This window comes from Streptomyces sp. NPDC046866, assembly GCF_040704625.1.
Classification (GTDB): domain Bacteria; phylum Actinomycetota; class Actinomycetes; order Streptomycetales; family Streptomycetaceae; genus Streptomyces.
In genome coordinates this window covers 97,767-122,980 of the sequence record NZ_JBEYXN010000013.1, presented here as the reverse complement: position 1 = coordinate 122,980, position 25,214 = coordinate 97,767, and the positions used below count along the sequence as shown (strand labels likewise).

Sequence of the window (25,214 nt, the reverse complement as noted above, 5' to 3'; positions counted from 1 at the left end):
GACCGGGAGTCACCGCCCCATGGCCACGCGCAACAACCCCTACGGCGCCTTCAACTTCCTGGTCCAGCTCGGCGACACCGGCGGCGAGGACCAGATCGCCGGCGGATTCTCCGACTTCACCGGAGCCGCGAACGAGGTCAGGTTCTCGGAGTACCGCAACGGCAACGACCGCGAGAACCACGTCCGCAAGATCGCCAATACCAACACCACCAACGACGTCACCCTCAAGCGCGGCATCATCGGCGACCTGCGCCTGTTCGACTGGATCAAGGCGGTCCGGGAAGGCGCCCAGGACGCCCGCACCGTGACCGTCACCCTCCACGACGAGGGGCGCACCGCCGTCTGCGCCTGGGTGCTGCACGCCGCCCAGCCCAAGAAGTGGGTCGGCCCCACCCTCAGCGGCAAGGGCGGCGGCGAGGTCGCCATGGAGGAGCTGCACCTCGTCGCCGAGCGCATCGACTTCCGGTCGCTGTGAGCGGGCCGGGACTGCGCCTCGGGGCACCGGGGGTCTACCGGGACGTCCGCCGTCCCGCGCCCGCCTTCGCCCCGGTGCGCCTGGACGTCGCGGGCTTCGCCGGGGTCGCGCCGCGCGGGCCCGTCGACGAGCCGGTGCCCGTCGACCGCTGGTCGGACTACGTGCGCCGCTTCGGCGGGTTCGAGGGGCCCGGGCTGCTGCCGTACGCGGTGCGGGCCTTCTTCGCCCAGGGCGGGGTCCGGGCCCACGTCCTGCGGGTGGCGCCGCTGCCCCGCGCCCCGCACCCCGCCGCCGAACTGGCCTGCGCGCTGCACCGGGTGGCGCTGGCCCGCGCCGACGCGGCCGCGGGCCCGCTCCCCGTCCCGTACGGGATCGGGCTGCGCGCCCGGGACGAGGGCAGCTGGGGTGACCGGCTCTCCGTGCGCTGGGACTTCACCGCCGCCGGGCGGTTCGAGGGGGCGGTGCGCGGGCGGGAGCTGGTCCTGCCGGAGGGGCGGGTCCCGCCGGCGGGCTCGGTGCTGCGGATCCGGGGTGCGGGGCTGGCGCCCGCCGGATGCTTCTTCCGGATCGCCGAACTGGCCGAGCGCACGGGGGAGGACGGATCCGGGTCCGGGCCGCGGGTCCGGGTCGCGCTGCTCGACCGGGCGCCGTACGCCGACGCGGACGCCCCGCCCGCCGCCCCGGGCGGGCGGGCGGCGCCCGTGGAGGCCGAGGTCGTCACCGCCACGGTCACCGTCTCCGACGCCGATCCCGCCCACCCCCGCGGCGAGCGGTTCGCCGGCCTCGGCCTGTGCCACGGCCACCCGCGCGCCGCCGACGCCGTCCTGGCCGCCGAGTCGCTCCTCGTCGCCCCCGACGGGGACTGGCCCGAGGCCCTCCTCCCGCCCGACCCCTTCCTCACCTCCGCCCTCTCCCGCCCCGTCCGCCCCGGCACCGACCGCTACGCGGACATCGGCGCCGGCAGCTTCCTCGGCCCGCTCCCGGTCGAGCTGCTGCCCGCCGGGGGAGGGGACGACAGCGGCGACGGGGCCGACGGAACCGACGGAGCCGACGGCCCGGAGGGCGCGGCCGCCGCCTTCGGCATGGACCGGCTGGCCCTCGTCCCCGAGGTCGCGCTGCTCTCCGTACCCGACCTGCTGTGGCAGTACGGGGAGCGCACCCCCGCCACCGAGACGCCAAAGCGGCCCCTCACCGGGCGCTTCGCGCCCTGCCCGCCGCCGGCCGCATCCGCCGTCCTGCACCCGGCCCGGCCCCGCGCCCTGCTCCTCGACTCCGCCGCCGAGCTGCCCGAGATCCTGCGCCGCCAGCAGCGGCTCGTCGCCCTGGCCGAGCACCGGCGCCGGTTCGTCGCCCTCCTCGACGTCCCGCCCGGGCTGCCCGTGCGCGCCGTCGCCCGCTGGCGCGCCGCCTTCGACAGCAGCTACGCCGCCGCCTACCACCCGTGGCTCGGCGTGGTGGACGCCGGGGAACCCGCCGACCCCGCGGTCCCCGACCCGGGCGGCCGCGCGGTCCTCGTCCCGCCCTCCGGCTTCGCGGCCGGCATCGCCGCCGAACGCGAACGGCGCCTCGGCCTGCCCTGGGCCCCCGCGAACGCCCTCGCCGCGGACGCCGTGACCGCCGCGCAGCGGCTCGGCGACGCCGACTGCGACGAGCTGCACCTGCTCGGCATCGACGTCTTCCGCGCCGAGCGCGACGGCTACCGGCTGGTCTCCGCGCGCACCCTCTCCCGCGAGCCCGAGCTGCGCCAGCTCAGCGTGCGGCGGCTGATGACGATGCTCCGGCTCACCCTGCAGCGGCAGGCGCAGACGCTGGTCTTCGAACCCCACACCCCGCAGCTGCGCGACGAACTGCGCGGCGCCGTCGTGCAGCTGCTGCGCGGCCTGTACCGGGCCGGGGCCTTCGCCGGCGACACCGAGGACGAGGCCTTCTTCGTACGCTGCGACGAGGAGCTCAACGCCGTCCGCTCGCAGGGGCTGGGACGGCTCGTCGCCGAGGTCGGGGTGGCACCCGCCCAGCCGCTGGAGTACCTCGTGCTGCGGATCGCGCAGTACGGCGACGGAACCGACGGCGGCGTCACCGCCGTCGAGGCGAGGTGAGCCGCCGTGCCCGGCCGCAGCCCCGAACTCGTCCAGACCTTCCGGTTCCGGATCCGGCTCACCCGCAGCGCCGCCCCCGGCCGCACCGCCCTTCCGCCGCCCGACCTGCCCCGCCCGCTGTCCGAGTCCGCCGCGGCCCCCGGCCCGGCCGCAGCCCCCGCCGCCCCCACAGCGACCGGCGGCGCCGGCCCCGACCGGCTGGGCGACGGCGGCTTCCAGGAGTGTGCCGGGCTCGGCCTGGAGGCCGACCTGCGCGAGTACGCCGAGGGCGGCGCCAACGGCGGCGTGGTGCGCCGGGTCGGCCGGGTCAGGCTCCAGCCGATCGTCCTCAAACGCGGCATGTTCCTCGCCGGAGGCGGGAGCGCCGACACCGCCCTGTGGGACTGGCTGCACGGCATGGTCGCCGACGGGGCGCCCGTGCCCCGCTACGACGGCGACGTGGAGGTGCTCGACGCCGCCGGCGCCCGGGTGGTGGCCCGCTGGACCTTCACCCGCGGACTGCCCCTGAAGATCACCGGGCCGACGCTCAACGCCAGGACGGGGGAGATCGCCGTGGAGGAACTGCACATCGCCCACGAGGGCCTGCGCCTGGAGCGCACCCCGTGACCGCCACCGCCCACGCGACGCTGACCCGGCTGGAGGTCCTCGGCGCACCGGGCAGGGACGGCACGCCGCTGGTCCGGGAGGCCGGCCCGTCCCTGGCCGTGCAGTTCAACCCGACGAGCCTGCGCATCTCCCGTGCCAACAACGTCGACCGGGGCGGGGCGACCACGAAGTCGCAGAAGGTCCAGCACCCCGCGCAGGAGGGCTCCACCCTCAGCTTCGACCTGGAGTTCGACACCGCCGAGCAGCGCGGCGACGGCGGCCACGTCGACGTCCGCCGCTGGACCGCCCTGGTACGGCAGTTCGTCGAGCCGCCCCCGCAGAAGGCCTCCGATCCGCCGCCGCCCGTCCGCTTCGTGTGGGGGACGCTGCGCTACAACGGCATCGTCACCCAGGTCACCGAGGAGCTCGACCACTTCGCGCCCGACGGCACCCCGTTGCGGGCCAAGGTCTCCGTGGTGATCGTCGAGCAGAACTTCGCCTACCAGGCGCACGCCGAGGGCCCCGGCGCCCGGGACGGCCGGGCCGCCACCGAGGCCGGAGACCCGGGCGCGGGAGCCGCCCCCGGCACGGCCGGGACGAACCGGCCCCGGCAGGTGGTCCAGGCCCGGGACGGGGAGTCCGCCCAGCAGCTGCTCGCCCGGCTCGGGCACGACCCGGCGGCCTGGCGCGGCGCCATGAGCGGGCTCGACAGCCCCCTGGCCCTCGCGGCCGGGGCCTCCGTGCGGCTGGGCGCGGAGGTCGAGGCGGGCTTCTCCGGCGCCGCCGCGGCCGGCCTGGCGGCCGGCTTCGCGGCGGGCGCGGCGGCCACCTCGGCCGCGGCACTGGCCGCCGCCCTTGGCACGGCGGCCCCGGGCGCCGGGGGCGGTACGGCAGCCGCGGGCCCGGCCGGCGGCAGCGACCCGGCCGGCGGCGGCCCGGTCGGCGGCGGCGGTCCGGGCGGCCGCGGCGGCCCCGGCACCTCCGGCGCGGGCGCCCCCGGTACGGCCGGCCCGGCCGGCACGGAAGCCTCCGCCGGCGCGGATCCGGCCCGGGCGGGGTTCGTGCTCAGCGCCGCCGGCGGCATCGGCGCCGCCGCCGACGCGGTGGCCGCGGCCGCGGCGGACCTGGCCACCGCCCGCGCCCGGCAGTCCTTCGAGGTCCCCCCGGCCCCGCCCTACCCCCCGGCCCCGTCCGCCCCGTCCGTTTCCCCGCCCGCCCGGCCCGCGCCCCCCGCCCCCGACCCGCGCGCCACCACGTACGGCCGCGGCATCCCGCTGCGCTCGCGCGCCGACCCCGCCACCCTCGCCGAGGTCCGCGCCGGCGGCGCCCGCAGCCTCGCCGACCGGGCCCGCCCCGAGGAGCTCCCCGCCCCCGACCCGCTCGCAGCGCCCTGGGAGCGGCTGCCGCCCGACCCTCCCGCGGCCGCCTGCGCGGCAACGCGACCGTGACGCGGGCCCGACCACCCTGGGACGGACACCGCGAGGAGGCCCGCCATGAGCGTGTACATCGGAGAGCTGCACACCGACGTGGTCCCCGCGGGCAGCGGCGGCCCGCCCGCCCCCGCACCCGCCCCGGGCAGCGCGGCCGGCGGGAGGTGGGCGGCGGCCGAGCTGCACCGGGAGGCCTGCGAGCGGGCCGCCCGGCTCGCCGCGCGCATCGCCGCGGAGGGCTTCGATGACTGATGCCGCGGTCGCCGCGGTCGCGGCCGTCTCGCCCGTCTTCGAGATCGGCGGGTCCCTCGTCAAGGACCTCGCCCGTGACTGCGTCCGCCTGGAGGTGGCCGAGGGCCTCGGGGGACTGCGCACCCTGCGCGCGTACTTCCTCGCCGTCGGCCCCGGCGCGAAGGGCCCGCAGGACCGGCTGCTGCACCTCGACGGATCCACGGTCGGCCTCGGCAGCGCCCTCCAGGCCGCCCTCGGCCCGCCCACCGGCCAGCGCCGCGTCTTCGAAGGCACCGTCTCCGGCATCGAGCTCCTCCTCGGCGACGGCGAGCCGCCGCTGGTCCTCGTCCACGCCGAGGACGCACTGATGCGGCTGCGGATGACCCGCCGCATGCGCACGTACCACGACGCCACCGACGCGGACCTGGCCCGCGAGATCGCCCGCGAGCACGGCCTCGACGCCGATGCCGACGTCCCCGGCCCCCGCTACGACGTCGTGCAGCAGCTCAACCAGAGCGACCTCGCCTTCCTGCGCGAACGGGCCCGCCTGGTCCAGGCCGAACTGTGGGCCACCGGCCGCACCCTGCACTTCCGGCCCCGCGGCGGTCGCGCCGCCGCCGTCCAGACCCTGGTCTTCGGCAACCAGCTGATGTCGGTGCGGCTCGCCGCCGACCTCGCGCACCAGCGCAGCGAGGTCGTCGTCACGGGGTACGACGCCGAACGGGCCGAACCCATCGACGAGCGGGCCGGCCCCGAGGTCGTCGAGGCCGAGACGGCCGGCGGCCGCACCGGAGCCCGGCTGCTGGCCGGCGCCCTCGGCCCCGCCACCAGCCTGCGCGTACGGGAGGCCGCCCTGACCACCGAGGAGGCCGCGAGCTGGGCCCGCGCCGAAATGCTGCGCCGCGGGCGCCGGTTCGTCACCGTCGCCGGAACCACCAACGGCAGCCCCGACCTCGTCGTCGGGGGCCGGCTCACCCTCCGCTCGGTCGGCGCGCCCTTCGAGGGCGAGGGCTACCACGTCACCCGGGTCCGGCACACCTTCGACCCCGACCACGGCTTCCGCACCCGCTTCGACGCCGAACGCCCCGCCCTGAACGAGGTGGTGTGATGTCCCTGCCCGCCCCCGCGGACGGCTCCGCACCCGGATACTTCGGCGTCTACCCGGCGTTCGTCACCGACATCGTCGACACCGACCGGCTCGGCCGGATCGAGGTCCGCTTCCCCTGGCTCGGCCGCGACGGCGACCGCGACGTGCGCGCCTGGGCCACGCTCTGCTCCCCGTACGCCGACGACCGGCAGGGCCTGCTGGTGCTGCCCGAGGTCGGCAGCCAGGTCGTGGTGGCCTTCGAGGCGGGCAACCCGCGCCGCCCGTACGTCATCGGCGCCGCCTGGAACGGCCGCACGGAGCTGCCGCACCCCGCGCAGGCGGCCAACGACATCCGGCAGCTGAGGTCCCGGGCCGGCAGCCGGCTGGAGTTCGACGACACGGCCGGCGCGGCCAGGGTGCGGATCACCATGGCCTCCGGGCACGAGGTCGTCCTCGACGACGCCGCCCGGCAGGTGACGATCCGCCACAGCGGCGGCTGCGTCATCCGGTTGGGGCCCACCGCCGTACAGGTCGAGGCGAACGCCGCCGTCGAGGTCAAGGCCCCCACCGTGACCGTGAACGCCCCGCTGTCCACCTTCACCGGCCTGGTGAAGTGCGCGACGCTCGTCGCCGACCAGGCGGTGGTCTCCCCGGCCTACACCCCCGGCGCCGGGAACCTCTGGTGAGCGCCGGCGCCGGGACCGGTACGGGCGCTGCGCAGCACGGCTTCCGGATCCTCGCCCCGTGGTACGTGTGCGAGCGCGGCCGGTTCGACCGCTTCGCCCCGGCGGCGCTGAGCCCGGCGCTGCAGAAGTACGCCTCGGCCGATTTCGTCCACGCCCTGGTCGCGGACCCCCGCGACTCGCTGGCCTTCGACCCGGTCGAGGACGTGTGGTCCTGCCCGCTGCCCGTACCCCCGGAGCAGCGAGGGTCCGGCCGGGCCCGCTTCGCCACCCACCGGCTCGTGCGCACCGGGCTGCGCAAGCTCTACCAGCCCGCCCACGAGCGCTTCTACGCCGTCGTGGTCGAGCTCTTCTGCGACCGGCCCGGCTGGCCGCGGCCGCAGTCCGCCGAGGGGCTGGAGGTGGGATTCGTGATGCGCCGGCGCCAGGTGGAGGTCGACGGCCCGCCCGAGGTGCTGCGGAGGCTCGCCCGGCGGCTCGCCTCCGGCCTGCTCGCCGGTGCCGAAGCCGGTGAGGCCGGTGGCGCTGCCCGCGCCGCCCGTGCCGAGGCCGATGACGGCGCGCTGCCGTCGCTGTCGGAGGCCCGGGACGTGCTGTGGGCCAGCCTCGCCCACCGCCGGGCCTTCGAGGCCGAGAACCGCGACCTCATCGACCGGGTCGCGGTGACGACCGAGACCCAGGCCTGGATGGTCGGGCCCGCCGGCGGCCAGTGGCGCAAGGTGGGCGACCCGCCGCCCGCGGGCCGCCCCGCGGACCGGGAGCAGGAGCTGCCGATGTGGCGGCTGCCCGCCCGCTCCGGGGACTGCCCCCGGGAACCGCCGCCAGCGGAGCGCTCCCTGTGGTTCGGGGTGGTCCCGACCTCCTCCGGCGAGCACGACGACCGGGGCGCGCCCAAGCTCGACGACCGGTCCGTCTACGAGCTGCACTGCTTCGTGCGCCGCGCACCGGCCCCGGGCCACGAGCACTGTCCACCGCAGGTCTCCTGGAGCGAACCCGGCGAGCCCTTCCGGCTCGCCCCGTTCTACGACCCCGAGGGCACCAAGAACCGCCGCACCTCCATCACCCTGCCCGACCTGCGGGCCCTGGCAGCCCGGGCCGGAGAACCGCCCGGGCCCGGCGGGGTCGTGATCACCAGCCCGCCCGGCTCCCAGCTGTCCTTCGACCCGGGCGGCGGCACGCCCGGCGGCGGCTCGGTGACCGGCACGACCCCCCGCATCTGCACCTTCGCCCTCGAGATCTTCATGATCGTGGCGTACTTCCTGTTCTCCATGTTCCTGCCGATCGTGGTGTTCCTGTTCCGGCTGTGGTGGCTGCTCGCCCTGCGGTTCTGCCTGCCGCCGTCCGCCACCGCGATCGCCACGCTGAAGGCCCACTTCGACGCCGGGCGCACCCTTGCCGACATGGGCGCCGCGGAAAGGGAGGCCTTGGACGGCCTGCTGGGCGCCCGGGGGGCCACCGCCCGGCTCCAGGCCGGCGAAGGAGGCTTCCGGGAGGAGGACGGCAAGGACCTCTTCGAGGCCGTGACCCCGCCCGACCCGGCACCCGTACCCGTGCCCCCGCAGCCGCTGCCGCCGGTGGACGACCCGCTGTGCGGGAGCGGGGGGTGACCGGCCGGGCCGGGCCCGTCCCGGCGCCCGCGCCCCGGGATCCGGCGGCCAAGGCGCCGGTGCCCGGCCCGGCTCCCCTTCCCGGGGCGGCTTCCACGCGGCTGGCGGACGAACTGGCCCGGGCCCTCATGGCCCCCGCCGCCGCCGAGGTGCGCTCCGCGCGCGAGGCCGCCTCGGCGCCCGGGGTACGGACGCACCGCCGCGGGGGTGCCGGCGGCGAGGGTTCCGCCCACCGCGGCGACCGCCGGGTGCCGGGCCCGGGCCCGCAGGGCGGCCGCGTACGGGCGGAGGAGACCCCCGCGGAGAAGGCCGGCGCGGAACCCGCGGAGCACTCCGGCCCCGGCGCGGACCCCGGTGACCTCGTCACCCTGGAGCTCGCCGAACACGAGCGGTGGGCCGCCTCCTTCGGAGGCCTGGGGACGGCCGGGACCGACGCCAGGGCGCGGTACCTGCTCGAGACGGCCGGCCAGGGCGCCGCGTCCGGCGCGGCCGGCGGCGCCGTGACGGGCTTGGCGATGAGCGCGATCGGCGCCGCCGTGGGGCAGATCGCCGCCCGGCGGCTCGCCACGCTGGCGGTGTCCCGGGGCCTGTCGGCGACGCCCGTCCCGGGGTTGGGACCGGCGATCGGCGGCCTCATGGCCCTCGGCGGACTCGCCACCCGCGACTGGAGTGCGACCGGGCGCACCGTCGACCGGATCGGCACCGGGACCGGCTACGAACGGCTCGCCAACGACCTCGAGGGGCTGGCCGAACTGCTGGACGTGGCCACGGCGCTGATGGACGTGGTCGGCGGCGTCCTCGGCGGCATCGCGGTGGGCATGTGGGTGGGGGCGGTGGTGTCCGGCGGGACCCTGGCCCCGCTCGCCCTGACCCTCTCGGCGGTGGCGACGGCCATGGGCCTCGCCACGACGGCCGTCGGCCTGATCACCAACGCGACCGTGCGGCCGGTGGTCACCGCGCTGCGCGCCCTGCACGCCTTCGAGTCCCAGGCCGACCCGGCGGGGATCGAGGAGCAGGGCCGGGAGCTGTCGGCGGCGGCGGGCCAGGTCACCGGCGCGGTGGCGGGCGCCCTGGCCGCGAAGGCGGGCGCGCGGGCGGGCACGGCGGGCGGCGACCGCCTGGACCGCGGCATCACCCGGCTCCGACAGCGCGCCACCGGCGGCGCCCCCGCCCCGTCCGTCACCTCGTCCGGCGGCCCCCGCCTCCACGTGGAGATGCCGGAGGCCCCCGGCCCGGCCCCTGCACCCCACACGGCCCCGACCTCGGGCACGTCGGTCCATGCGGACCCGGCCACGACCTCCGGCGCGACCATCCACGCCGACCCGGCAACCGGGTCGGGCGGCACGACGCACACCGACCCGGGTACGGGCTCGGGGCCGACCGCCCAGGCCGACGCCGGCTCCGGTGCGGTGGTCCACGTGGACCCGGCCGCGGACACCGAAACTGCGACGCACGCCGCCCCCGCCGCAGGCACGGGCGGCGCCACCCGCGCCAACCCGGGCACCGGCGCGGCGCGGCCCGCCGCGCACGGACCGGCGCCCCTGCACGATCCCGCCGACTTCAGCGACCTCGGCCCGCTGGTGCGGAGCCTGGACGAGGATCCCGTCGTACGGGCACGTCTCACCGACGAGCGCCCCGAGCTGCCCCGGCGGGCCGTCCCCTGGACGCGCCGCGAGGCCCGGGCACATGCCAACCGGCAGGCCGCGGACCACCGGGAGGCCACCGGCATGACCGGTGATGTCGTGGAGGCCGGGCACACCGCAGCCGCACGCCACGCGGCCGAGTCGGGGATTCGGGAGCAGGACTGGAACACCCAGCAGATGCAGCCCCTGCACAGCCGCCGCGACCCGGCCCTGGCCGTCACCGTCACCCACCAGGACGGCCGGCAGAGCACCAACACCCGCCACCGTGCCCAGGAGCGGCTCATCAACGCCGCGACCGACCATTCCCGGGCCGCCGCCGAGGACGGCACGCTCGGCCCCCGCGGGCAGCTCGACGCCGCCGACCTGGTGGTCTGGCAGGCGGAGAACGTGCCGCTCGCCCAGGACAACGTCGAGCGGCTCCGCGCCGGCGGCCGCGCCCCGGCGGAGGCCGGGCCCCCGGTCGACCCCGCCACCGGCCGGGTCGTCCCCCGGAAGGCGCCGGCGCCCGCGTCTCCCGCGGGGGCCGCCCACACGGCGCCCGCGCCCCCGGCGGCCGGGTACCCCGACCACACCGCCACCCTCCCGCCCACCGAGGACCGCGCCGCGGCGATGGCGCAGTACCGGGCACAGGTGCAGGCCGACCCGGCCCGCGAGTCGGGGGTCTGGCTGGACTCCGACGGCCGGTACCACGTCATGCAGGGCGGCCCGGGCTCCGTCAACCCGCCCCCCGGGGTGTCCGGTCCGCTGCGGCTCGTCTACCACAGCCACCCCACCACCGCCGATCCGGCGATGCGGCTCCTGAACAGCCGGCCCTCGCAGGCCGGCGGGGACTTCGCCGTACTCCAGTACCAGCACGGCGAGGGGCCGAAGGGCGCCCGCACGGTCTCGGAGCTGCACTTCCCCGTGTACGCGGAGGACGGCAGCCACAGCGGCTACGGGGCCACCCGGTTCGCCTACGACCCCACCCACCCGCTGCCGCTGCACGTCAGCACCACCGTCCCCGGCGGGCGCAGCACCACCCTCCGCTACCGGGACTTCGCCGACTACCAGCGCCGCGCCCGCGTCGGGGCCGGCGGCGCCACGCCGGCGGAGCGGGCTGCGGCCTTCGCACACAGCGAGGAACGGCTGCGCACCGACCGGGCCGAGGCAGCCCGGGCCGTCGAGGGGACCGTACGCGCGCTGCGCCCGGCGCCCGGGGTGCTCGGCGTACGCGAGGGCCGCGAGCAGGGGCGGCAGGACGGCGAACGCGCAGCGGCCGCCGGCGCCGAGCCCACCCGCACCGGGCCCGCGTACACGGCCCGCACGGCCGGTCTGCGGCCCGGCGAGTCCGTGGAGATGCCGGTCAACCCGGCCTACGCAGCGCCGCCCGGCACCCGGGCCGAGCTGGCGGCCCTGCGCGAACGGATCGCCCTGGCCCGGCAGGCCCAGGGCGAACTCGCCCGGACCGAAGCCCGGATGGCGGGCCAGGCGGCCGTCCAGCGGGGCCAGGACGCCCAACTCGACCGGGCGGGCGGGGTGTCGCAGCACCTCGTCGAAGGCGGCCGGGTCCAGGCGGCCGCCACCGGTGCCACGCGCTCGGCCAACCGCGAGCAGCAGGCGACGGCCGAGGGCGCCGCCGACCGGCTGGGCCGCTCGGCGCAGCAGGCCGGCGCGGTCGCCACCCTCGTGGGAAGCCTGAAGGCCTTCCAGGGACTGGCGCACCTGTTCGGCTGTCTGCCGGGCAGTCTCGGCGACAGCGCCCGCGGGGCGCGCGCCGATGCGGCGCGCCTGATCGCCGCCCTGGGGCGGGTCGCCGAAACGGACGCCGCCCGGCAGTCGATGGAGGCCGCACGGTCGGACCTCCGGGCGGACGAGAGCCGCATCGGCACCGTCGAACGGTCCGACCGGCAGACCGCCGGCGAGCTCGACCGGGGCCGCCGCCAGGTCGAGGAGCTGCGGGCGCGCAACCAGGAGCGGCTGGGCGAGTCGGAGGCGACCGGGCAGCAGGCCCGGCAGGAACGGCGTGCAGCCGTCGGCGACGAGGTGGGGACCCGGGCCGCCCACGACGACCTGCTCGTCCGGATGCAGGCCTGGGCGGCGGAGCACCGGGCGGCCCGGGAGCGCGCCGTCGAGGCGGCCCGCGCCCGGCTTACGGCGCAGGGGTACCGGGTGCGCGAGCCACGGTAACCACCGGATCCCAGGGAACCCCCGGAGCCCCGGGTACCCCCGGAGCCCCGGGTACCCCCGGAGCCCAGGGAACCCCCGGAGCCCCGGGTACCCCCGGAGCCCCGGGCACCCCCGGGAGCCAGCCGCGGGAGCCCGAGAACCCCCGGAGCCCGAGGAACCCCCGGAGCCCCGGGAGCCTCGGGAACCCCCGGGAGCCCCGGGAGCCCCGGAGCCCCCGGGACCCGCGGGCCCCCGGAGTCCCAGGACGTACAGGAGCCACAGCAGTCACAGGAGCCACAGAAGACAGGGGAGACGCGGTGGATGCGAGAGAGCCGATGACGACGATGCCCGAGCCCTCGGCAACCGCCGCCGCCCGGCAGCAGGTTGCCGAAATGCGCGGCAGCGGCCCAGCCGAACTGGCCGAGTCCCTGGAGCAGTTGGCCATGGCGGCTATGGACGAAGGGGACGTGGGCGCGGCCGCGGCCGCCCTGGAGGAAGCCGCCGGGCTGTGGGACCGGGCGCGGGAGCCCGAGCGCCAGGGGTTCTGCCTGCTCCTGGCCGCCACCGCCCAGCGCCTGCGCGGCGACCTCGGGGCGGCCCGGCACGACCTGGAGCGGGCCGCCGCCGCGGACCTGCCCGAGGCCGTCCGCCGGGCCTTCGGCACCGAGCGGGCCGAACAGGCGCTGGCGGCAGGCGATGCGCAGGGCGCGTACGAGGCCTTCGGCGCAGCCCTCGACGCCCTGGACGGCGCCGGCCCGGACGACGCCCTGGTCCGGGCCCGGGTCCTGCAGCGCCGGGCCGCCGCCGCGCTCGCCGCGCAGCGGTGGTACGACGCGGCCGGGGACCTGATGGACGCCGAGGAGCTCCTCTTCGCCCACGGCGCCCACGACGAGGCCGAGGCGGCGGCGCTGGGCGCGGCGCTGGCCGTCGCCCACGTCGCGCCGGACACCGCGGAACGCGTGTGGGCCGCCGCCACGGCCGCGGCCCCCCGCGACGCGACGGCCGCGGTCCGGCGGGCCCTTGCCGGCGGCCGGATCGCCCTGCTCGCCGACGACCCGGCCCGGGCCCTGCGGCGGTTCGACGCGGCCCGCGGGGCCGCCCTGGACGGAGCCGACCCGATCGCCTACCTGGCCGCCGTGCAGGAGGCCGTAGGCGCCGCCGAGTTGCTCGGCGACGACGCCACCGCCTACGCCCGCCTCGCGACGGCCTGCGCCACCGTCGGCGACCTCCTCGGCCGGGAGCTCGGCCGCCGCCTGGTGCGGCCGCTGCTGGACGCGCTGCGCGAACGCCTCGGACCCCGGCGCTTCACGGCCGCCCGGGCCGCGTACGAGGAGCGCGCCGACCGCCCCGGAACCGGCGCGACGCCACCGTGACGGCCGACCCGGAGGATCGCAGCCATGAGCGTGAGCACAGGGACCAACGGGGCCGGCGGCCGGACGGCCCCGGCCGCGGCCGACGCCTGGGCCGGGACCGGGATCCGCTTCCCGCTGCGCCCGCAGGCCGGCCCCGGCGGCGCAGACGCCCCGTACGACCCCGCCGCCGGGAACGGCCCCGACGGCGCACCCCGCCCCGGCGCCCGCCTCGGCTGGGTGTCGGGCGCGGACGCGATCCGCCAGTCCGTGGAGACCGTCCTCGACACCGAGCCCGGCGAGCGCGTCATGCGCCCCGCCTTCGGCTGCGCCCTGCGCCGCCACCTCATGGCCCCCAACACCGCCGCCACCCGGACCGCCATCGCCGCCGAGATCGGCGAGGCGCTCACCGCATGGGAGCCCCGGATCAGGGTGACCGAGGTCGGCGTGACCCCCGGAGAGGAGCCGGCCCTGGTGTGGATCGACATCTCCTACGTACGGCTGCTGGACCTGCGGGCCGACAACCTCGTCTACCCCTTCTACCTGCGATAGGGGCCGGGTGACGACCGCATGCCGCTGATCGGGCCCATCCTCGACGACCGCACCTTCGCCCAGCTCCGCGACGAACTCGTCCGCCGGATCCCCGTCTACGCCCCCGAATGGACCGACCACAACGCCGGCGACCCCGGCATCGCCCTGCTCGAACTCTTCGCCTACCTGGGCGAGTCCCTGCTCTTCCGCTTCAACCAGATCCCCGACGCCACCAAGGCCGCCTTCCTCCGGCTGCTCGGCGTACGCCCCCGCCCCGCCCTCACCGCCCGCACCCTCCTCGTCCTGGACACCGACCGACCCGAGGGCGTGCAGGTGCTGCCCGGCACGGAGGCCCGGGCCGGTGCCGTCCCCTTCGAAACCGGCCAGGAGACCGTCGCCTGGCCGCTGGAGGTCCTCGCCGCCGGCAAGACCCCCGCCGCCCCCGCCCCGCCCGGCAGCACCGAGGCCCGGCGCCGCGAGAACGTCGTCCAGACCCTCCCCAAGGCCGACCGCGACCGCATCGCCGCCGGCGCCCCGCTCTCCTTCCACCTCACCACCCGGGTCCCCGCCGACCCGCTCGACCCCGAGCAGCCGCCCCTCGACGTCAGCACCACCCTCGACCAGAGCCTGTGGATCGCGCTGCTCGCCAAGAGGACCACCGACCCCCGCCGCCTGTCCGGCCAGACCCTCTTCCTCGGCGTCGTCCCCGACGAGCAACTGCCCCGCCCCCACGACCTGCGCGCCCGCGACCCCCACGACCCGACCAGGGTGCGCGCCGGCGAACTGCTCACCGCACCGCCCGGCTTCCTGTGGGAGCTGTGGAACGGTCCGGCCGCCCGCACCCCGTTCACCCCGCTCGCCGTGCTCGGCGACACCACCCGCGGACTCACCACCGCCGGCGTGGTCAGCGTCGCCCTGCCCGCCGCCCTCCCCGAGCCGCCCCCGTCCCGGCCGCCCGCCGGCGGGGGCCTCGACCGGCCGCCCGTGCTCGACGACGAGGCGACCGCCGCCCGCGTCCTGTTCTGGCTTCGCGTGCGCCGCCCCGCCGGCGAGAACGACGCCATCCACCGCATCCGCTGGGTCGGCGTCAACGCCGTCGGCGCCGTCCAGGCCCGCACCGCGGCCCCCGAACTCCTCGGCACCGGCACCGGCGACGCCGGCCAGGCCTACCGCCTCACCCAGCGCCCCGTCCTCCCCGGCAGCGTCCGCCTCGAAGTGGAGGAGGCCGACGGCTGGCGGCCCTGGACCGAGGCCGAGGACCTCGCCGCCGACGGCCCCCTCGACCGGCACTACACCCTCGACGCCGACGCCGGGCTCGTCCGCTTCGGCAGCCGCGGACGCCTCCCGCAGATCGGCGAGCGCATCCGCGTCCTGTCCTACCGCCACGGCGGCGGCTCCGCCGGCAACGTCCCGGCGGGCGCCGTCACCGCGCTGACCGGGGTCGCCGGCGTCAAGGCGGTGAACCCGCTCCCCGCGGCCGGCGGCGCCGACCCCGCCTCCCTCGCCGACGCCCTCGACGCCCTGCCCGCCGAGGTGCACCGCCGCGACCGGGCCGTGACCGCCGACGACTACCGCGCCCTCGCCCTCGAAGTCCCCGGCGTACGGCGCGCCGAGGCCCTGCCGCTGCTCCACCCCGACACCCCGGCCGTGCCCGCCGCCGGCGTGGTCAGCGTCCTGGTCTTCCCCGCCGAGGACCTGCGCGACCCGGGCGCCCCGCTGCCCGACCTCGCGCTGCTGCGGCAGGTGGCCGCACACCTCGTGCCGCGGCGCCCGGTCACCGCCGAGCTGTACGTCATCCCGCCCACCTACGTCGACCTCGCCGTCTCCGTCGGGATCCGGACCCGCGAGGGCTACCAGCCCGACGCCGTGCGCCGCTGGACCGAGCTGATCCTGCGCCAGTACCTCGCCCCGCTCCCGCCGTACGGGCCCGACGGCGCGGGCTGGCCGCTCGGCCGGGCCGTGCGGCGAGCCGAGCTCGAAGCGGTCGCCGTACAGGTCGAGGGGCTGGAGTACCTGGAGGGCGAACTCCTGCTCGCCCGGCGCTCCGGCCCGGGCTGGACCCCGCAGCCGCTCGTCCCGCTCGAAGCGTGGGAGGTGCCCCGCCTGAGCGCGGTCACCGTCGTCACCGGCAGCCCGCCGCCCGCCGGCTCCGGATACGGCTCCCCGCCACCGCCCCCCGGCGACCCCGTGGTCGTCCCGCTCCCCGCGGAGGTGTGCTGATGCACGGCGACCGCACGACCGCCCTGCTCGCCGACCCGGACCAGTGGCTGCGCTGCCGCCACGAGTCCACCGCCCTCCTGGACGGCGGCGGCGTCCAACTCGCCTGGGAGCCGGAGCCGGAGCCGGAGCCGGAGTCCGAGCGCGACCCCGGCCCCGGCCCGGAGCCCGGGGCCGGCGCCGCCGCCGGGGTCGGAGCGGGAGCCGGAGCCGGAGCCGGGCCGACAGCGGCAGCCGGCGCGACCGCCGGTGCGGCCGCCGGCCACGGCCCCGCCGGGTTGGCCTTCGACCGCTGGGGCCGCGCCTACCGCTCCCACCCGCGCGACGGCCGCGTCGACGTCCTCCCGCCCGACGGCACGGGCACCCCGGCGGCCGGACCGCCGCGGCCCGGCACGCTCTGTGTCCCGCGCGGCCTCGCCGTGGACGCCGGACAGCGCCTCCACATCGCCGAATCCGGCGCAGGCTGCGTGCACGTCGTCGACCTGTGGGGCGAGCGGCTGCTGCGGCGCGTCCCCGTCCGCACCCCGGCCCACCCCCACCGCCGGCCCCTCGACCTCACCGCCCACTGCGGCGCGGTCGCCGTGCTCGCCACCCGGCCGGCCGGACTCCTCCTGATCCACGGCCGCCGCGGGCCCCAGCGCGGGCCCGCCCTGCACCGGCCGCCCGGCGCCGAGAAGCTGCGCCCCACCCGCATCGCCGACCACGCCGGCCTGCTCCACGTCCTGTGGACCGGGCCCGTCGGCGGCCGCGCCGTCGCCGCCCGGGCCGACGGCACCCTCCCGCTCACCGTCGAGGGGGGCACCGACCTCTGCCTCACCCCCGACGGCGCCCTCGTCGTCGCCCGCGGCCCCGGCCGCCCCTTCCGCCGCTTCCGCCCCGACGGCACCTCCTGGTCCGAGATCGAACCCCTGTACGCCCCCGGCTACGACGGAGGCGCCCTCACCGTCGACCCCGACGGCCGCATCGCCTTCACCACCGCCGACGGCACCGGCCGCACCGCCGGCCCCGCCGCCCGCTACACCCCCGCCGGCACCGTCCTGTGCTACCGGCTCGACGCCGGCGAGTACCGCACCCGCTGGGGCCGCCTCTTCCTCGACGCGTGCATCCCGCCCGGCACCGAGGTCAAGGCCGCCTTCCTGACCGACGACGAGGACACCGTCCCCGACCCGCTGCCCTGGCAGCCGCCCGTCCGCGGCCCCCGCGCCGTACGCCGCCCCGACCTCACCCCGCCCCTGCCCTCCGCCGCCGCCCGGGCCGCCCGGCTCGCCGCCCCCGCCCCGCTGTTCCGCCGGCCCACCGGACGCGAACTGCCCTGGACCCAGATCGACCCCGACGACGGCTTCGAGACGTACGAGGCCCCCGTCCAGGCCCCGCCCGGCCGCTACCTGTGGATCGTGCTCCGCCTCACCGGCACCCTCCGCGTCACCCCGCGCATACGCGCCCTGCGGGTGGAGCGGCCCGGCCACCGGCTGGCCGCGGCCCTGCCCCGTGCCTGGAGCCGGGACGAGGCCGACGCCGCCTTCCTCCAGCGCTTCCTCGCCCCCGCCGAAGGCCTCCTGCACGAACTGGACTCCCGCGCCGCCCTGCGCACCCTGCTCCTCGACCCCCGGACCACCCCGCAGGAGGCCCTCGGCTGGCTCGCCGGCCTCCTCGGCCTGGCCCTGGACCGGCGCTGGCCCGTGCCCGCCCGCCGCGCCCTGATCGCCCAGGCGTACGACCTCTTCCGCATCCGCGGCACCGCGGCCTGCCTCGAACGGATCCTGCGGCTCTACCTGCCCGTGCCCGTGTCGGTGGTGGAGCACTGGCGGCTGCGCGGCCTCGGCGGAGCCGTGCTCGGCACCGCACCCGGCGGGCCGCCCGCCCCCGCCGTCGGCGGCGCCGCCCGCACCTCCGGGGCGCTCGGCCGGTTCACCGTCGGCGGCACCCGGCCCGGCGAGGACGGCTACACCGCCACCGCGCACCGGTTCAGCGTGCTGATCGCCGCCGCACCGAGCCCCGCCCAACTCGACGTCGTCCGCGCCGTCGTGGAGGCCCACAAGCCGGCCCACACCCGCGTCGACATCTGCCCGCTCGGCGCCGGCATGCGCATCGGCCGCGCCCTGCACCTCGGGCTGACCTCCGTCGTCGGCCCCGGCGCGGCCTGGGCCCCTGCGGTGGTCGGCCGCACCGCGGTCGGCACCGACGGGATCGTCGGCGTGCCCGCGGCCGGCTCCCGCGTCGGTGAGAGCACCATCGCCGGGGCGGTGCGCGTCGGATGACCGCCTCGACGGCCGCCACCGCCGGCCCCCTTGCCGCCCCCGGCCTCGTCGTCGGCCGGCTCTCGGCCACCCTGCGCCACGGGCCGGGCCGCCCGCCGCCCGCCGCTGACCCCTTGCGCGGTCCCCTGCTCCACGCCGTGGGCGGCCGGCTGGAGTCGGCCCTGCGCGCCCTCGCCCTGCCGCCGGGCCGCTGGTGCGTGGCGCGGCTCGACCTGACCCTGCCCCTCGACCTGGACCGCCCCGAGCGGGCCCTCGCCGACGACTGGTCGCGGGCCGTCGCCGCCGCGATCGAGCGCACCGTACGCGAGGGCGCCGCGGGCGGGGGCCCGGCCGCTGCCGTCCACTACCGCCATGACGCCGACCTGCTCGCCGACGCCGTCGCCGGGCTCGCCACCGGACGCCTCGAACGGCTGTGGGCCTGGCGGCAGACGGGCCTGCTGCACCCCGGGGACCCGGCCCCGCAGACCTCCCCCGGCGAGGCCGCCCTCGCCGTCCTCGCCCGCCACCCGCAGCAGGCCGCCGCGGCCGTGCTCCGCGCCGCCGAGCAGTGCGGCGCCGCCGCCCTGCACCGGGCCTGGGGCCGGCACGGCTGGCAGCGCCTCGCGGCCCTCGCCGGCGGCGCAGGGCCCGCATCCGGCAGCGCGGCCCCCGGTTCCGCGGGCACCGAGCCGCGCGCTGCGGACAGCAGGGCGCGCGCCCACGCCCTGCTCGCCGGCTCACGGCTCGCCGCCCTGCTGCGGGACAGCCGGCTGCGCCCCGCCGAAGAGACCGCCGCCGCCTGGGCCGTCCTGATCCTCGCCGAGACCGACCCGGCCGCCCTGCACCGGCCGGGCCTGCACCGCCTGCTCACCGAGGCCCTGAGCGCCCCGGACCCGTCCGAGCCCGCGCTGCCGCCCCCCGGCCCGCAGGGCCCTGCGGGCCGGCGGCGGGAGGCGGCCGGCGCCCCGGGAGCCGTCGCGCCGGGCCCCCGCGCCGCCGCGGACGAGGACGGCCCCGCCGCCCCCGCCCGGCAGCCGTCCGCACACGCACCCCGCCGGCCGGCCGCAGCACCCTCCGGCCCCGCGCCCGACCCGGGCCCCGCCCTCGTACCCGTACCCGTACCTGTACCCGACCCGCCGGACGGTGCCCCGACCGACTGGGCCGGCCTGCTGTTCCTCCTCGCCACCGCGGCCGACGCCGGCCTCCCGGACCGGGCCCTGGACGAACCGGCCCTCGGCGCACGGCCGCTGCCCTGGGTCCTGCACGCCACGGCCCGCACCCTCCTCCCCGCCGCAGACCCCGACGACCCGGCCCTCCTCGCCCTCGCGGGCACGGCCCCCGCCCGAGCGGCCCCGCTGCTGGCCGCCGCCCCGCCCACCCCGCGGGAACGGCCCTGCCTCGACGCCCTCGCCGCGGCCTGGGCCCGGGCCACGGCCGCCCGCATGGCCGAGCCGGCCGACCCCCACCGCCTCGTCGCAGCCGTGGCGCGGCGGCGGGGCCGGATCCTGGCCGAGCCCGGCTGGATCGAGGTGGTGCTCCCCGGTGCCGATGCCGACGTGGCGGTGCGCCGGGCCGGGCTCGACCTCGACCCGGGGTGGGTCGGCTGGCTCGGTGCCGTCGTGAGGTTCCGCTATGTCTGAGCGCACCAGCCTCGCCCTGTCGGCCCGCGCCGCCGCCGTGGCCGTGCGGGTCGCCGACCTGCTGGACTCCCTGTGCAGCGAGGAGGCGGGCGCCGAGCCCGCCGCCTTCCTGCGCGACTGGGCCGCCACCGCCGTACGCCGGGCCCGGCCCGGCCCCGGCGGCCCGCCCCCGTCCGTCACCCCGCTCGACCGGCTGGTGCGCCGCTACGGGCTCGGGGTCCTGGAGACCGAACTCGTCCTGTTCGCCGGGCTGCCCGAGGAGCACGAGGGCCTCGCCCGCACGTTCCGCACCATGAGCCCCACCGGGGCCCCGCACCCCGGCGTCGGCCTGGCCGCCCTGCTGGCCGAGCGCGGCGGCGTACGGGCGCCCGCCGCGGACCGGGCCGCCCTGCGCCGGCTGCTCCACGAGGGCCCGGCCGTACGGTCCGGGGTGCTCGCCCTCACCGGCGAGGGCCCCTTCCACGAGCGCTCCCTGACCCTCGCCGACCAGCTGTGGGAGGCCCTGCACGGCTGCCCCGCCCGCCCGGCCGCCCTGGAGGAGGCCGACCCCGGCCCGCCCGTCCCGGGACTCGACGGCTGGCTCGCCCTGCCCGAGAGCGCCCGGGCCGTGGCCGCCCTCCGCTCCCGCGAGCCCAGGGTCCTGCTCGTCGGCGCCCGCGACGAGACCGTCGGCCTCAGCCGCTGCACCGCCCTGGCCGACGCCGCAGGGCTCGGGCTGTTCGCCGCCCGGGCCCGCCCCGACGACGCGCGCGCCCTGGGCCTGCTCGGCCTGCACGCCGCCGTGCGCGGCGCGGTCCCGCTGCTGGTGGTGCCCGCCCCGCCGCCCGGCGCCGCCGCCCCGCTCACCCCGGCGGCCGACCGCATCCGCGGCCCGCTCCTGGTCTGCGCCGCGCCCGGCACCGTACGCCCCGCCCCGCAGCGGCCGGTCCTCACCGTGCCCGTCGGCCCGGTCGGGGTGGCCGACCGGCGCCGGGCCTGGCGGGCCGCCCTGCCCGAAGCCCCCGACGCGGCCCCCGAGCTGGCGGCCCGTAACCCCCTGGACCCGGCCCTCACCGCCCAGGTCGCCCTCGACGTACGCAGCCGCGCCGCCCTCTCCCGGGACGGCGGGCCGGACGGCGGGGCGGTGGCCGACGTCTCCGAGGCCATCCGCGCCCGGGCCGGCGCCCTGCTGCCCCCGGGCGTGGACCTCGTCGGCCCGCAGGCCCGCTGGCCGCGCCTGGTCCTCGCCCCGGAGGCCGACGGGCAGCTCCGCGACGCGGTGGCCCGGCTGCGCCACCAGGCGCTGGTCCTGGACGACTGGCGGCTGCGCGAGGCCGCCCGGGCCGCCCGCGGGGTACGGCTGCTGCTGACCGGGCCGCCCGGCACCGGCAAGTCCCTGGCCGCGGAGGTCCTCGCCACCGAGGCGGGCCGGGACCTGCTCGTCGTCGACGGCTCCGAGCTGGTGTCGAAGTACATCGGCGAGACGGAGAAGAACCTCGCCGCCTGCTTCGAGGCGGCCGAGCGCACCCAGGCGGTGTTCCTGCTGGACGAGGCCGACGCCCTGTTCGGCACCCGCACGGAGATCTCCGAGGCGAACGACCGGTTCGCGAACATGGAGACCGCCTACCTGCTCCAGCGGCTGGACCGCTTCGACGGGCTCGCCGTCCTGACCACCAACCTGCGGCAGAACATCGACGCCGCGTTCATCCGCCGCATGGACTTCGTCGTGGAGTTCCCGCTGCCCGACGAGGCGGGCCGGCACCGCATGTGGGAGCTGCACCTGCCCCGCGCCCTGCGGCACGCCGACGTGGACCCGGCGGCCCTCGCCCGGCACTACCCGGTGCCCGGCGGCTGGATCCGCAACGCCGCGATCGGGGCGGCGTTCCGGGCGGCGGACGAGGCGGGCCCCGTGCGCCAGCGCCACCTGGTCGACGCCGTGCGCCGCGAGTACGGCAAGGCGGGCCGGCCCTTCCCCGGCGAGCCGCCCGCGTCCGGCGGCCCCGGCGCCGACGACCGGGCCGCCCGGGCCCTGGCCGCCGCACCCGTCCCGGCCGCCGCGGAGGTCCCGGGCGCGGCGCACCCCGCGGCCGCCGCGGCCCCAGGGGCCGCGCCGTCCGCCGCCCCCTTCGCGCTCGACAGGCGTACCCGGAAGGAGACCCCATGACCGCGCTCGGCACCGGCGGGCCCGGCGGCACCGGCGGCACCACCCCGTGCGGCTGCGGCTGCGGCGGCGCGCCCGCCCCCGACCTGCCCACCGGCCCCACCGGCCCCACCGGCTCCTGCGGGGGCGGTCCCTGCGGCGCGGAGGAGCTGCCCGCGCACCCGTTCCTCGCGCTGCGGGTGGCGTACGGGATGCTGCTCGGCGAGGACGACTTCCGCGTCCTGATGGGCAATCCGCGCGGCAAGCTGATGCTGCACCAGGCCTGGCAGCACGGCCCCGGAGTGGTCTGGGGCCTGGGGCTCGCCCGGACCGGCGACGAGCTCGCCGTCCTGCCCGGGCTCGCCGTGGACGCCCTCGGCCGCGAAGTGAACCTGGAGGCCCGCTGGTGCCTGTCCCTGGCCCGGTGGGCGAAGGACTGGGCCGAGGAGCACCCGCCGCAGGCCTCCGCACTGCCGGCCCCGCGCACGGCAGCCGGCGCGGCGGCGCCCGCGGACGCGGAGCCCGCCCCGCCCCTGCGCCGGACCGCCGAGGCCTGGATCGTCGCCGAGTTCGCCTCCTGCCCCGACCGGCCGGTGCCCGCGCTGGCCGACCCGTGCGACGTGACCCGCCGTCACGACGACTGGTCGCGCCACGTCGAGACCGCCCGGATCGCCCTGCGCTCGCGGCCGCCCGAGCCCTGGCGCCCCTATCACCGCGTACGGGTCCTGCTCGGCCTGGAGGAGGCCCGGCCGGGCGATCCGGCCGGCCGGGAGGCCCTGGCGGAGGCCGCCGCCGTCGCCCGGGAGCCCGCCCACCGGCGCGCCCCCGCGCTGCTCGCCGCGTTCCGCCGGCTCGCCGCCCGGGACGCCACCGCGCAGGCACCGCAGTGCGCGGAGGGCGACGCCTGCCCGCCGCGCGCGCCCGTGCCGGAGGAGCGGGGCGCCGTCCTCCTCGCCCGCCTGACCGTCGCACTCACCGAGTACGACGGCTGCGTACGGGTCGAGGGCGTCGACGTCGACCCCGACGTGCGGACCGCGCTCCTGCCCGCCACCACCTTGCAGGACCTGCTCTGCGGCCTGGCCCCCGGCCTCCTCGGCGTCGCCGCCGAGACCGATGCGGGAGGCCCGCGGCTCCTGCGCGACTCCCTCGCCTGGAGCCGCGAGCACACCGTGCTGACCTTCGAGGTCACCGCGCCGCTCGCCCCGGGCTGCGCCGAGCCGGAAGGCATCGAGATCACCTCGCTCTCCGACGGCGGCCGCGGCTGGGCCGCCGAAGAGGTCGCGCAGATCGGCATCTCGGCCGACGGCCTCCGGGTCCGGGTCGACCTCGACCAGCGGCCCGCCTACGAGACCGTGCGCATCCGCATCCGCGGCACCGGCCCCAAACCCCTGTACGGCAACGCCCCGCGCGCCCCCTTCGCGGGGGCGGTCGGCGGGCCGCCGGGCACCCTCGACGAGGGCCACGACGCCGTCGTCACCGTCCATTTGCCGCGGTCGGCGGCCTCCGGGAGGACCGACGCATGACGACCACCGAAGGAAGCGCCGCCCCAGCCGCAGGGCCCGCGTCCACGGCCCCGGCGTCCACGGCCCCGGCGCCCACGGCCCCGGCGCCCACGGCCCCGGCGCCCACGGCCCCCGCGTCGACGGCCGCCGCGCCCGCCGCACCGCCCTCGGCGACCGCCGACGGCGGGATCGACCGGCTCAACGCCTTCGACGGCCTCTTCCTGCGCGCCGAACACCTCACCCGCATCCAGGACTACGCCCGCGAACTCGCCCTCGCCGTGGGCGCCGCGGCCGGCCCCGGCGTGGCCGAGGGCTACGAGGTCAGCGTCCGGGCCGGCGTGCTGCGGGTCGGCGCGGGCCTGGCCGTCTCCGCCGAGGGCCGCCCGCTGCGCTCCGACCGCCTGGTCACCCTGCCCCTCGCCGGCCTCGTCCCCGGCCCCGACGGGTTCTGGTGGGTCGAGGCGGTGCCCGCCGCGCGCGAGTACGGCGAGGCCCCGGTCCAGGGCGTCTCCTGCGACGACCCCTGCTCCGGGACCGCCGCGACCCGGCACCCGTACACCGCGGAGGGCGTGCGGATCCGGCTGACGGAGGACCGCGAGCGGGGCCTGGACGCCCAACTCCCGGCCGCCCGCCGCAACTACCTCGCCTCCCGGATCTTCCGCGCCGAGCGCACCGAGCACTCCGCCTGGCCGTACGGCACCGCAGGCGGCGGCGCCGGAACCGGCACCGGCCCGGGCGGCGCCCCCGCCCTCCCGGCGGACTGGGACCCGCCGCCGGCGGCCCCGAGCCGCTCCCAGGCCGTCCGCCTCGCCGTGCTGCTGCGGGTCCCCGGCACGGCCGAGACCTTCGAGGCCGACACCTGGACCGCCCGCCGCGACCGCGGCGCGCCGCCGCCGGACCGGTACTGGCAGTCACGGCTCGGCATGCGCCCCCGGGACGTCTTCACCGCCCAGATCCTCCAGTTCCAGACCCAGCTGGCGCAGGTGCTCGCCGCGCAGGAGGCGCCCCGCACCGACCTGGGGCCGTTGCTGGAGCAGCTCGCGCTCCTCGGCGGGCCGCAGTTCCTGAAGTCCCACACCAAGGACCAGCTCGGCCGCGAGGTGGCCCGGATCGTCGCCGGCCTCGCCGAGGGCGCGCCGACCGCCCCGGCCGCGCCCCGGGGCCCGTACTCCATCGCGGAGCTCGGCCTCGTGGAGCTGCCGCCGGCCGGCTACCTGCCGCTACCGCCGGCGGCGCCGCCGGAGGATCCGCCGGAGGACCGCGACGGCCCGCAGCCGGAGGACCGGGACGGCCCCCGGGACGCGCAGGGCGGCCCCTGGGACCGGGTCCGGACCCTGCTCGGGCCGCACGTGGACCTGGCCTACTGCCGGGCCGGGCTCGCCGACGTGGCCGACGCCGTCGAGGAGGCCCGCAACCGGGACCGGATCAGGCTGGACCGGCCGGACGCCGTGGACGTCCTGCTGCCCGTCGACGAGGCGGGGGAACAGGCCGCCGACTGGGTCGCGTTCGTCCGCAGCAGGCGCCGCTCCTGCCACAGCCCGGGCAGCACCGCCCGGGGCCGCACGGACACCCCGGGAGCAGATCGAGAAGGGTGAACTGTAGCACTCGGTGACTGATCGGTGACGCATTGCGCATAG

Annotated in this window: 17 protein-coding genes; all 17 read left to right on the top strand. The window is 78.9% G+C overall.

Features of this window, described 5'->3' with window-relative positions:
- Positions 1–19: 19 nt before the first annotated feature.
- The 17 genes from AB0953_RS20335 (at position 20) to AB0953_RS20255 (ending at position 25,172) form a co-directional block, all read left to right on the top strand.
- Positions 20–475, top strand: a complete 456-nt coding sequence (locus AB0953_RS20335; protein ID WP_366860892.1) for a phage tail protein — start codon at positions 20–22, stop codon at positions 473–475.
- Positions 472–2,571, top strand: a complete 2,100-nt coding sequence (locus AB0953_RS20330; protein ID WP_366860891.1) for a phage tail sheath subtilisin-like domain-containing protein — start codon at positions 472–474, stop codon at positions 2,569–2,571. The genes AB0953_RS20335 and AB0953_RS20330 overlap by 4 nt, the downstream gene beginning before the upstream one ends.
- 6 nt (positions 2,572–2,577) lie before the next feature.
- Positions 2,578–3,177, top strand: coding sequence for a phage tail protein (locus AB0953_RS20325; protein WP_366860890.1), 600 nt, complete (start codon positions 2,578–2,580; stop codon positions 3,175–3,177).
- Complete coding sequence (locus AB0953_RS20320) at positions 3,174–4,604, top strand: hypothetical protein (RefSeq protein WP_366860889.1); 1,431 nt, start codon at positions 3,174–3,176, stop codon at positions 4,602–4,604. Before AB0953_RS20325 ends, AB0953_RS20320 begins: the two co-directional genes overlap by 4 nt.
- Before the next feature lie 45 nt (positions 4,605–4,649).
- Positions 4,650–4,838 carry a hypothetical protein gene (locus AB0953_RS20315; protein ID WP_366860888.1) on the top strand — a complete coding sequence of 63 codons (189 nt, stop codon included), beginning with the start codon at positions 4,650–4,652 and terminating at the stop codon, positions 4,836–4,838.
- A complete protein-coding gene (locus AB0953_RS20310; protein ID WP_366860887.1) occupies positions 4,831–5,925 on the top strand; it encodes a contractile injection system protein, VgrG/Pvc8 family in 1,095 nt (364 codons plus the stop codon). Before AB0953_RS20315 ends, AB0953_RS20310 begins: the two co-directional genes overlap by 8 nt.
- Positions 5,925–6,590, top strand: coding sequence for a phage baseplate assembly protein V (locus AB0953_RS20305; RefSeq protein ID WP_366860886.1), 666 nt, complete (start codon positions 5,925–5,927; stop codon positions 6,588–6,590). Before AB0953_RS20310 ends, AB0953_RS20305 begins: the two co-directional genes overlap by 1 nt.
- Positions 6,587–8,194: a hypothetical protein gene (locus AB0953_RS20300; RefSeq protein ID WP_366860885.1), complete on the top strand. Its 1,608-nt coding sequence runs from the start codon at positions 6,587–6,589 to the stop codon at positions 8,192–8,194. Before AB0953_RS20305 ends, AB0953_RS20300 begins: the two co-directional genes overlap by 4 nt.
- Positions 8,191–12,003 (top strand): hypothetical protein, encoded by a 3,813-nt coding sequence (locus AB0953_RS20295; protein ID WP_366860884.1) that lies wholly within the window; start codon positions 8,191–8,193, stop codon positions 12,001–12,003. The genes AB0953_RS20300 and AB0953_RS20295 overlap by 4 nt, the downstream gene beginning before the upstream one ends.
- Before the next feature lie 314 nt (positions 12,004–12,317).
- Positions 12,318–13,355 (top strand): hypothetical protein, encoded by a 1,038-nt coding sequence (locus AB0953_RS20290; RefSeq protein ID WP_366860883.1) that lies wholly within the window; start codon positions 12,318–12,320, stop codon positions 13,353–13,355.
- 24 nt (positions 13,356–13,379) lie between these two features.
- Positions 13,380–13,883 carry a GPW/gp25 family protein gene (locus AB0953_RS20285; RefSeq protein ID WP_366860882.1) on the top strand — a complete coding sequence of 168 codons (504 nt, stop codon included), beginning with the start codon at positions 13,380–13,382 and terminating at the stop codon, positions 13,881–13,883.
- 18 nt (positions 13,884–13,901) lie between these two features.
- Positions 13,902–16,082 (top strand): putative baseplate assembly protein, encoded by a 2,181-nt coding sequence (locus AB0953_RS20280; protein ID WP_366860881.1) that lies wholly within the window; start codon positions 13,902–13,904, stop codon positions 16,080–16,082.
- Positions 16,082–18,337 (top strand): phage tail protein, encoded by a 2,256-nt coding sequence (locus AB0953_RS20275; protein ID WP_366860880.1) that lies wholly within the window; start codon positions 16,082–16,084, stop codon positions 18,335–18,337. Before AB0953_RS20280 ends, AB0953_RS20275 begins: the two co-directional genes overlap by 1 nt.
- On the top strand, positions 18,334–19,956 hold the full coding sequence (locus AB0953_RS20270) for a hypothetical protein (protein ID WP_366860879.1): 1,623 nt from the start codon (positions 18,334–18,336) through the stop codon (positions 19,954–19,956). Before AB0953_RS20275 ends, AB0953_RS20270 begins: the two co-directional genes overlap by 4 nt.
- Positions 19,949–22,099: an ATP-binding protein gene (locus tag AB0953_RS20265; protein ID WP_366860878.1), complete on the top strand. Its 2,151-nt coding sequence runs from the start codon at positions 19,949–19,951 to the stop codon at positions 22,097–22,099. Before AB0953_RS20270 ends, AB0953_RS20265 begins: the two co-directional genes overlap by 8 nt.
- On the top strand, positions 22,096–23,598 hold the full coding sequence (locus AB0953_RS20260; protein ID WP_366860877.1) for a hypothetical protein: 1,503 nt from the start codon (positions 22,096–22,098) through the stop codon (positions 23,596–23,598). Before AB0953_RS20265 ends, AB0953_RS20260 begins: the two co-directional genes overlap by 4 nt.
- The gene (locus AB0953_RS20255; protein WP_366860876.1) at positions 23,595–25,172 is read left to right on the top strand and encodes a hypothetical protein; all 1,578 of its coding nucleotides are present in this window, start codon (positions 23,595–23,597) and stop codon (positions 25,170–25,172) included. Before AB0953_RS20260 ends, AB0953_RS20255 begins: the two co-directional genes overlap by 4 nt.
- Positions 25,173–25,214 lie beyond the last annotated feature (42 nt).

Bases quoted from the DNA above. Each gene is read 5' to 3' on its own strand.
- AB0953_RS20335 (WP_366860892.1), top strand. From the start codon at position 20: ATGGCCACGCGCAACAACCCCTACGGCGCCTTCAACTTCCTGGTCCAG.
- AB0953_RS20315 (WP_366860888.1), top strand. From the start codon at position 4,650: ATGAGCGTGTACATCGGAGAGCTGCACACCGACGTGGTCCCCGCGGGC.
- AB0953_RS20310 (WP_366860887.1), top strand. From the start codon at position 4,831: ATGACTGATGCCGCGGTCGCCGCGGTCGCGGCCGTCTCGCCCGTCTTC.
- AB0953_RS20305 (WP_366860886.1), top strand. From the start codon at position 5,925: ATGTCCCTGCCCGCCCCCGCGGACGGCTCCGCACCCGGATACTTCGGC.
- AB0953_RS20290 (WP_366860883.1), top strand. From the start codon at position 12,318: ATGACGACGATGCCCGAGCCCTCGGCAACCGCCGCCGCCCGGCAGCAG.
- AB0953_RS20285 (WP_366860882.1), top strand. From the start codon at position 13,380: ATGAGCGTGAGCACAGGGACCAACGGGGCCGGCGGCCGGACGGCCCCG.
- AB0953_RS20280 (WP_366860881.1), top strand. From the start codon at position 13,902: ATGCCGCTGATCGGGCCCATCCTCGACGACCGCACCTTCGCCCAGCTC.
- AB0953_RS20275 (WP_366860880.1), top strand. From the start codon at position 16,082: ATGCACGGCGACCGCACGACCGCCCTGCTCGCCGACCCGGACCAGTGG.
- AB0953_RS20270 (WP_366860879.1), top strand. From the start codon at position 18,334: ATGACCGCCTCGACGGCCGCCACCGCCGGCCCCCTTGCCGCCCCCGGC.
- AB0953_RS20265 (WP_366860878.1), top strand. From the start codon at position 19,949: ATGTCTGAGCGCACCAGCCTCGCCCTGTCGGCCCGCGCCGCCGCCGTG.
- AB0953_RS20260 (WP_366860877.1), top strand. From the start codon at position 22,096: ATGACCGCGCTCGGCACCGGCGGGCCCGGCGGCACCGGCGGCACCACC.
- AB0953_RS20255 (WP_366860876.1), top strand. From the start codon at position 23,595: ATGACGACCACCGAAGGAAGCGCCGCCCCAGCCGCAGGGCCCGCGTCC.